At 73.4% G+C, this 8,386-nt stretch carries 10 protein-coding genes and 1 pseudogene; 4 read left to right on the top strand and 7 right to left on the bottom strand.

Annotated elements, in window-relative coordinates; genetic code table 11:
- From ACFV4F_RS41080 to ACFV4F_RS41060, 5 genes and pseudogenes are all read right to left on the bottom strand, one after another.
- Positions 1-227 (bottom strand): annotated as a pseudogene (locus ACFV4F_RS41080) (alkylphosphonate utilization protein); the annotation flags it as partial.
- Positions 228-231: 4 nt separating this feature from the next.
- Positions 232-453, bottom strand: coding sequence for a hypothetical protein (locus tag ACFV4F_RS41075; RefSeq protein WP_380445896.1), 222 nt, complete (start codon positions 451-453; stop codon positions 232-234).
- A gap of 8 nt (positions 454-461) precedes the next feature.
- Positions 462-947: an ATP-binding protein gene (locus ACFV4F_RS41070; RefSeq protein WP_380510711.1), complete on the bottom strand. Its 486-nt coding sequence runs from the start codon at positions 945-947 to the stop codon at positions 462-464.
- A gap of 22 nt (positions 948-969) precedes the next feature.
- Positions 970-2,682, bottom strand: a complete 1,713-nt coding sequence (locus ACFV4F_RS41065; protein WP_380510709.1) for a SulP family inorganic anion transporter — start codon at positions 2,680-2,682, stop codon at positions 970-972.
- Between the two features lie 3 nt (positions 2,683-2,685).
- Positions 2,686-2,880 carry a hypothetical protein gene (locus ACFV4F_RS41060; protein WP_380445899.1) on the bottom strand — a complete coding sequence of 65 codons (195 nt, stop codon included), beginning with the start codon at positions 2,878-2,880 and terminating at the stop codon, positions 2,686-2,688.
- 230 nt (positions 2,881-3,110) lie between these two features.
- Here ACFV4F_RS41060 and ACFV4F_RS41055 point away from each other — a divergent pair, with 230 nt between their 5' ends.
- Positions 3,111-3,485 carry a hypothetical protein gene (locus ACFV4F_RS41055; RefSeq protein ID WP_359970277.1) on the top strand — a complete coding sequence of 125 codons (375 nt, stop codon included), beginning with the start codon at positions 3,111-3,113 and terminating at the stop codon, positions 3,483-3,485.
- 15 nt (positions 3,486-3,500) lie between these two features.
- Here ACFV4F_RS41055 and ACFV4F_RS41050 read toward each other — a convergent pair whose 3' ends face one another.
- The gene (locus ACFV4F_RS41050) at positions 3,501-3,881 is read right to left on the bottom strand and encodes an ArsR/SmtB family transcription factor (protein WP_380445900.1); all 381 of its coding nucleotides are present in this window, start codon (positions 3,879-3,881) and stop codon (positions 3,501-3,503) included.
- A gap of 767 nt (positions 3,882-4,648) precedes the next feature.
- Here ACFV4F_RS41050 and ACFV4F_RS41045 point away from each other — a divergent pair.
- Positions 4,649-5,806, top strand: coding sequence for a cytochrome P450 (locus tag ACFV4F_RS41045; protein WP_380510706.1), 1,158 nt, complete (start codon positions 4,649-4,651; stop codon positions 5,804-5,806).
- An 8-nt stretch (positions 5,807-5,814) separates the two neighbouring features.
- Complete coding sequence (locus tag ACFV4F_RS41040; protein ID WP_380445901.1) at positions 5,815-6,021, top strand: ferredoxin; 207 nt, start codon at positions 5,815-5,817, stop codon at positions 6,019-6,021.
- Positions 6,022-6,090: 69 nt separating this feature from the next.
- Here ACFV4F_RS41040 and ACFV4F_RS41035 read toward each other — a convergent pair whose 3' ends face one another.
- Positions 6,091-7,140, bottom strand: coding sequence for a hypothetical protein (locus ACFV4F_RS41035; protein ID WP_380510703.1), 1,050 nt, complete (start codon positions 7,138-7,140; stop codon positions 6,091-6,093).
- A 270-nt stretch (positions 7,141-7,410) separates the two neighbouring features.
- Here ACFV4F_RS41035 and ACFV4F_RS41030 point away from each other — a divergent pair.
- Positions 7,411-8,386 (top strand): glutamate synthase-related protein (locus ACFV4F_RS41030; RefSeq protein WP_380510700.1); only part of this gene is annotated, 976 nt, incomplete at its 3' end.

The following is an 8,386-nucleotide window of genomic DNA, read 5'->3' as shown; positions in this document are numbered from 1 at the left end:
CCCTTGACCGTGTGGGCCTGGACGCGGGTCCGGGTGTCGCCGGCGGCCCGCCCGTGGCCGACGGCGTCCTTGATCACGCGCTCGCCGGCCGCGGCCGCAGCGCCCTCGCCGGCACCGGCGCCGGCGGGGACCCACTCGTGGCCGCACTCCGGGCAGACCATGAGGGCGTTCATCTCATAGGTGTACTCGCTGGAGCACTGCGGGCACGGGGGGAGGTTGTCGCTCATGTGATCAGGATATCCAGTCGTTCTCAGGGGTGTTTTCCGAGGTCAGCGGGTGTCTGACGGCGGTTCTTCGAGGCGCGGTCGCGGAGCGCCGCAGCGCCGGGCGTATGTGCAGGCGCCGGCCCGTGGTGGCGGCTTCGGCGAGGACGGTCCGGAGCGCCGGCAGGTCGACGGTCCGCGGGCCGGCGGGAGCGCCGTGGTCGTCGTATTCGGTGATGGTGAAGTGCAAGGGCGGCCTTACTGCGGGATCGCGGTCGACGGGCTGAGCGGCAGGCGGACGTAGACGGTCTTGCCACCGTCCGGCGCGGGCTGGATCTTCAGGCCGCCGCCGAGGTGACGGACGAGGCCGGCCACGTCCGCCAGGCCGCCCGTGTCACCCGCGCGCGGGGTGTCGGGCAAGCCCGGGTGCCCGTCGCGCACACCGGCTTCGAGGTGGGTGTCGGTCATGGCCAGCAGCAGGTCGAAGAACGGCGAGCGCGAACCGGCGTGCCGGACCACGTTGGTGACCAACTCGGTGATGGCGAAGACGGCGGCGTCGTGCACGACCGTCTTCGGCGGCACGCCCCACCCCGTGAGCACGGTGACCGTGATCCGACGGCTCGTCCGGGCGGCCGGCCAGGTGCCGGCCAGGCTCATCCGGTAGCTGCGGTGGTGGTCGGCGGGCTCTGCCGGCTCGGCGGAGCGGTGGTCGCGGTACCGCCGATCGCGCCAGCGGCGGATCACCGTACGCCCTCGGCGAGTTCGGTCAACGGGACGCTCCGGAGGGGCCGCCGGACAAGGCCCGGCTGGGCAAGTGGGTACGGGCGAAGGCGATGGCCTCCGGCGTGCTGTCGAATATGTGCCCGTCGACGCGGAGCCGGTCGAGCACCCCGAGCGCGTCGAGGGGCCGATGGTGCTCGTCGCGGATGCCGGAGACGAGGACGAGCGTGCCGCGCCCCCGGAGTCGGGCGACGGCGTCGCCGAGGACGGTGGCACCGCTCGCGTCGATCGCACTGACCCGCGACATGCGGAGGATCACGACCTTCGCCTCGGCGCCCTCGGTCAGCTCCAGCAGGAAGCGGTGCGCGGCCGCGAACAGCAGCGGGCCGTCGATGCGGTAGGCGACGATGTGCTCGGCGAGCAGCGCCCGCTCCTCGTCGTGGTGGTCGGCCGGGGGAAGGCCCGCGTGCAGCGGGACCCGCTCGACCCGGGCCGCCTTCGCCACCGCGGCGAGCGCCAGGGCACCGGAGACCAGCTGGCCGATCGGGACGGCGGTGACGAGGTCGAAGGCGAGCGTGGCGGCGGCGGTGAGGACGAGGACGGCGGCCTCGCCGCGCCCCGAGCGGGCGAGCGCGCGCAGCGAGCCGACCTGGACCATCCGTACCGCGGTCGCGATCAGCACCCCGGCGAGCGCGGCCAGCGGGATCCCGGCGACGAGCGGTGCGGCGGCGAAGACGATCACCGCGAGGACGGCGGCGTGAACGAGGGCCGCGAGCCGGGAGACGGCGCCGGAGCGGACGTTCACGGCGGTGCGGGCGATCGCGCCGGTGGCGGCGACGCCGCCGAACAGCGGGGCCGCGAGGTTGGCCAGGCCCTGGCCGAACAGTTCGCGGTCGCCGTCGTGGCGCTCGGAGACGATCATCGCGTCGGCGGCGGTGGCGGACATCAGGGATTCCAGCGCGGCCAGCGCGGCGACGGCCAGGGCGGAGGGCAGCAGGGCCGGGACGGCCGAGGGGTCGAGGAAGTCGAGCGAGGGCGCCGGGAGACCCGCGGGCACGTGCCCGATGGTGGCGACGGGGAGGCCGACGAGCCCGGCGGTGACGGTCGCGGCGACGACGGCGATCAGCGAGAACGGCAGCGCGGGCCGCAGCCGTCCGCCGACGAGCATCACGGCCGAGACCGCGAGGGCCACGCCGATCGCCGCCCAGTGCGGCGCGGTGGCGAACTCGCGGGCCGCCTGCGCGGCGACGACGGCCGGGTTGTCGCCCCCGGGCTTCCTCACGCCGAGCGCGCCGGGCACCTGCTGGAGGGCGATGACGCCGGCGATGCCGAGGGTGAAGCCCTCGACGACGGGCACGGGGACGTAGGCCATCCAGCGACCGGCGCGCAGCAGGGCGAGCGCGATGAGGACCGCCCCGGCGAGCAGCCCGACGGTGAGCACGCCGCCGGTGCCGTAGCGCGCGACGATCGGGACCAGGACGACGGTCATGGCGCCCGTCGGGCCGGAGACCTGGACGTCGGAACCACCGAAGACGGCGGCGAGTGCGCCCGCGACGACGGCCGTGGCCAGTCCGGCCTCGGCGCCGGCGCCGGAGGAGATGCCGAAGCCGAGCGCGAGCGGCAGCGCGACCACGGCCACCGTGAGCCCGGCGACCAGGTCCTTGCGGGGCGAGCGGCCCATGGTCGCGAGGACCCGCCGGGTGGGCAGCACGGATCCGGCCCGGTCACGGACGGCGTCGAGGACCGCGCGGACGGCCATCGTTCAGCCCTCTCCTTGCTCTTCTTCGGCGGTGTGCGGCAGGTCGATCCCATGGGCGGACGCGATCCACAGCAGGGTGGCGACGCGCCCGGCGTAGGCCTGGGCTCCTTCGTCGTCCCGGTCGGCGCGGGCCTGCCGCAGCTCCTCGCGCGCCCGGGCCAGTTGTTCGCGCAGTTCCTCGTCGAACGCTGCGGTCACAGCCGTCCGCTCCTCTCCCCCGCCGTTGCCGGTCCAACGTCACGACAGCATGTATGGATATGAAGAATTTTTCAAGTCGCTGCTTTCGCATGTGATGGATTCCGACAGTAGCGATCTGTTGTGTTCAGTAACGGTCAAAACGACGACCACGAAGCGCCCGGTGCCTACGCTCGGTGCGCGGTCGGCAGACGGCCGGCCACGACGCGAGACGGTCGGGAGGACTTGTTCGGATGGCAGGCATCGAGGGCGCACTCAAGGACGCGATGGCGATCGACGGGGCGGTGGGCGTGGCCCTGGTCGACGCCACCAGCGGGATGGCGCTCGGCACGCTGGGCGAGGCCTCCGGCCTGGACCTCCAGGTCGCCGCGGCCGGCGCCACCGACGTCGTACGGGCGCAGCAGCGGGCGGCGGACGCGCTCGGGCTGCTCGGGGAGAAGCTGGAGGACAGCCTGACGACGCTCACCCGCCAGTACCACCTCGTGCGCCCGCTGACGTCGCCGGGAGGGAAGGGGCTGTTCCTGTACCTGGTGCTGGAGCGGACCCGGGCGAACCTGGCGATGGCGCGGCATCAGGTGCGGCGCATCGACGAGGAGCTGGTGGTCTGAGCCGGAGGGCGGGCCTTACGGCCGGGCGGGTCCCTCGGGCTGGGCGAGCAGGCCGTTGAGGAGCTCGGCCTGGCCGCTGATGACGCCGCCCAGGATGGCGCGGGCGACCCGCAGGAGCTCGGCGACCTGGGGGTTGGTGAGACGGTAGTAGACGGTCGAGCCCTCGCGACGGGCGATCACCAGGTTGGAGCGGCGCAGCACGGCGAGCTGCTGGGACAGGTGGGAGGCTTCGACGCCGACCTCGGGCAGCATCTCGGCGACGGCGTGCTCGCGCTCGCTCAGCAGCTCCAGGACGCGGATGCGCACGGGGTGGCCGAGGGTTTTGAAGAACTCCGCCTTCAGCTGGTACAGCGGGGTGCCGACCACGGGAGGCGGGGTGGGCGTTTCGGCGTTCACGTCGTCACCGTCTCCGTCCGGGCCGATCGTCGTCGATCTCGATCGATCTTCGTCAAGGAGTTGACCTTAGCAACCGACGGGACGGACGCGCAGGTCAGCCCCGTACCGGGCGGACGGCCCCGCCGCGCACCCGCCGCCGCCCCCAGGCACAACTCCAGGAGCGGCGGCGAGCCTGCATGCGCCCCCGCGACCATCGGGACGGATCGGACGTCGGAAGCGCCCGCGGCACCACACCGGCCACGCCCGCCCGGCGCGGGCCGAGAGACACCAACCACTGCCCGCGCCGGACACGGAGCGGACGGCACGGCCGTGCGGCACCACGGTGAGATACGCGTTTCCGCGCCCCGACCCCGCATGCAGTTGACGATATTAGCAACTGCTAAGGTCATCATGCGCCAGCCCTCCGGAAGCGGGCCGGCGCCGCCAGGCCGCCCCGGAACCGACGCCGGGGCGGCCTCTCGCGTGCGCACCCCGGGGCCGGTGGTCAAGTCCGCGTGTCCGATGGTCACTTGAGCGGCTTTCCGCACTACCGAGTCGCCGTGGTCCACCACCGCTGCTCCGGTGGCGGATCTGGCATGATCGCCCCGTTGATTCGCATCGGCACCATGTGCCCGGATTTGGGACGGGCCAAGGGAGCGACCGGACCGGTCCGGCTCCTTGGCCGCCCTCCCGGGCGGAAGGCGAGGAAGCCCGTGACACCGGCCGGCACCCGTTCGAGCGAAGTCGGGGCTCCCGCCTACCCGATGGCGCGGGAATGTCCGTTCCGCATGCCCGACGGCTACGACCGGTTGCGGGCGGACGGGCCCTTGTCACGGGTGACCCTCTACGACGGCCGGGAGGTCTGGCTGGCCTCCGGAAGTGCCGAGGGGCGGGCCCTGCTCCTCGATGCCCGGCTGTCCGTCAGCGTCCTGCACCCGGCTTTCCCCGCTCTGGCCCCGCAGTTCGCCGAGCAGTCGGCGGGCGGGTTCACGCCGCCGTTGAGCGGTGTGGACGATCCCGAGCACGCGCGCCAGCGGCGGCTCGTCATCCCCGCCTTCGGCGTCCGGCGGATCGCCGCGCTGCTCCCGGGGATCGAGCGGACCGCGGAGGCGCTCGTCGACGCGATGCTCGCCGGCGGGGACCGGGCCGACCTCGTCCCCGCCTTCTCCCTGCCGCTCGCGTGCGCGGCCAACCTCGCGCTGCTGGGCGTGTCCGAGGAGGACGGGCACTACATCGGGACGCGCAGCCGGCGCCTGCTCTCCCCCGCCGTCGGGGACGAGGCGGGGGCGGCGCAGCGGATCCTCGGCGAGATCCTCGATCGCCTGCGGGCCGTGGTCGCCCGCAAGGAGCAGCGGCCCGGCACCGGGCTGATCGACGAGCTGATCGCGGGACCGGTGGCGGAGGGCGGCATGGATCGCGATCAGCTAGTCGCGCTCTGCATGGTGCTCATGGCCAGCGGGGACGACAGCACGTCCAGCACCGTCGCCGCCTCGGTGTTCGCGCTGCTGGCACACCCGGAGCAACTCGAACGGCTGCGCGGTGAACCGGAGTCGATCCCCGGCGCGGTCGACGAGCTCACCCGCCTCACGTCGGTGATCGACATCCTGCCCCGCGTGGCCACGGCGGACATCGAGATCGCCGGGCACACGATCGAGGCGGGCGAGGGCGTCCTGATCTCGCTCATGCTGATGAACCGCGACCCCGGCGCCTGGGAGGACCCCGATGCCCTGGACGTCGGCCGCCGGGCCGGGCGGCACGTCGCCTTCGGGTTCGGGGTCCACCAGTGCGTGGGCCAGAACCTGGCGAGAGCGGTGACCGGGACGGCGCTGAGCGTCCTGCTCCGCCGGGTTCCGACACTCCGGCTGGCGGTGCCGGTCGAGCAGGTGAAGGCCGATCCCCCGTACGTGCTCCAGGGCGGCGTGTCCGAGCTGCCCGTCGCCTGGTAGGAGGCCCCATGGACGTCAACGGCAGCATCGAGATCGATGCCGGCCGCTGCATCGGCGCGGCGACGTGCACGCGGCTCGCGCCCGACGTGTTCACCCAGGACGACGACGGAGTCGCCGAGTTGCTCCCCGGCGGCGCGACGCGGGCCGACGACGCGCTGCTGCGGGAGGCGGTGCTCGGGTGCCCCGTCCAGGCGATCACCGTCCGCGCGAGCTGAACCGGCCCGACGCGAAGGGGTGAGCGGCCCCGCCGTGCAGCGCCGCGGCGGGGCCGCTCCGGCAGCCGGTCAGGCCGCCGCGCGGGCGGCCTTGGTGCGGGCGGCGTCGAAGACGGCGGCCGGGTTCCCGTAGTAGATCCACGGGCCCGCGATCTCCCGGCCCATCCCGCGGAACAGCTCCAGGGCCTGCGCCGGGCGGCCGTTCTCGATCAGGCCGTGGGCGATCCAGCCGCGGGACGGGACGGTGCCGGGGTGGGCCGGGTCGGCGGCCGCGAGGTCGGCCAGGGCCGCGTCCAGGGCGGCCGTGAACTCGGCGGACCGGTAGAGCGTGGCCGCGGACTTGTCGCGCAGCACCTGCTCCCAGTACGCCCGCAGCTTCAGCACCGTCAGCAGACTGCCGGCCGGCGCGCCGGCGATCGCCTCGTCGGCGAACCCGTGCATCAACGCGTCGCTGCCGCGCCACTTCGCGCACCAGTACTGCAGCGCGGCGGTGTGCGCGCCGAAGTGGTGGGGCTCGCGGGCCACGATCTCCGCCCACAGCTCGCGGTAGCGCTCGCGCGACCAGCCCTGGCCCATCGCGATCGCCTGCTGCGCCGCCCACGGGTTCGGGTCGTCGGCCGGGGCCAGCCGGATCGCCTCGTGCGACGCCTCAGCAGCCTCCTGCAGCACCTGGTGGAAGCCCGTGGCCTGTTCCCGGGTCACCTCGGAGGCGTACTGCCCGGTGCGGATCTCCCACGCCCGCTTGACCAGGGCGCAGGTGTGCACCAGGGCGGCCTCGGGGCTGTCGGGCTGCTCCTTGCGCCACTGCCAGAGCCACAGGTCGTCGGTCGCCGCGAGCTCGCCGAACGGGTTCATCCGGGCGTAGCGGGCACTCCAGTCACCTTCATCGCCCGAGAGGTACGCGGCGGCGGGCCGCCAGTCGCCCGCACGGGCCGCGTCCAGCGCGGCACGCGCCGCCGGGTCGGTGGGCTCGCTGCCCACCTCGACCAGCTCGGAGCGCGACACCAGACCCGCCGCGGGCGCTTCTCGGCCCGCGTCGGCCTTGCGCTGCTTGTTCAGCCAGAGGCCCAGCCGGATGACGAGGACGAGGAGGGTGACGATGACGAACGGGTGGGGCATGAACCTGCTTCTCTACGAACTCCGTCGCACAGGTGTGCGTTCGGTGAAGATCGTAGCGTTCGGTCACCGGGCCCGGGTACGGGTTTTCCAGGCCGGCCGGCGCTCCCGGCACCCTGCTCACGGGCGCCTCATGGACGACTCCTAGGATCGGTCCGGATTCTTCGGCGGACTCCGTGCCTGACCGGCCGCGCCCGTCGTCCAACGCCATGCACAACACGGCAACACGGCTCCGCCGACGGCGATGGGGCCGCGCATCGAGGAGGAACGTCCATGCACGCCCGGAACATCGGCGCGGCCGCCGCGACAGCGGTGGCGCTCCTGGCCGCCCGCGACCTCATGCAGAAGAAGCACGCGCTGCTCCGGAACTTCCCGGTGCTCGGCCACGCGCGGTACCTGCTGGAGACGATCGGGCCCGAGCTGCGGCAGTACATCGTGACCTCCAACGAGGAGGAGCGTCCCTTCAGCCGTGACCAGCGCACCTGGATCTACGCGTCGGCGAAGGAGGAGAACAACTACTTCGGGTTCGGCACCGAGGTCGACGTCGCGCACGTGCAGGGCCACGCCTACCTGAAGCAGCGCACGTTCGCCGGCGCCCTGCCCGACGCCCACGACCCGCAGGCCCCGCTGCCCTCGGCCAAGGTGCTGGGCGGGCCGCGCGGACGCGCGAAGGCCTTCCGGCCGGCGAGCGTCGTGAACATATCCGCGATGAGCTTCGGGTCGCTCTCCGGCGCGGCCATCACCGCGCTCAACAAGGGCGCGGCACTCGCGGGCACGATGCACAACACGGGCGAGGGCGGCCTGTCGCCGTACCACCGCAACGGCGGCGACCTCATGCTCCAGATCGGCACGTCGTACTTCGGCTGCCGCAACGAGGACGGCACCTTCAACCTCGACAAGCTCAAGGAGGTCGTCGCGAGCGCCCCGGTCAAGGCGATCGAGATCAAGCTCTCGCAGGGCGCCAAGCCGGGCCTGGGCGGCATGCTGCCGGGCTCGAAGGTGACCGAGGAGATCGCCGCGATCCGCGGCATCCCGGCCGGCCGGGACTGCGCCTCCCCGTCGCGGCACACCGCGTTCGGCGACGTCGACTCGATGCTCGACTTCGTCGAGCTGCTGGCCGCCGAGACCGGCCTGCCGGTCGGGATCAAGAGCGCCGTCGGCGAGCTGGAGTTCTGGCAGGAGCTGGCCACGCTGATGGCCCGCGGTGACCGCGGCGTCGACTTCGTCACCGTCGACGGCGGCGAGGGCG

The sequence above is a fragment of the Kitasatospora sp. NPDC059722 genome, assembly GCF_042733235.1.
Classification (GTDB): Bacteria; Actinomycetota; Actinomycetes; order Streptomycetales; family Streptomycetaceae; genus Kitasatospora.
This window is presented reverse-complemented; position numbering and strand designations above follow the sequence as displayed.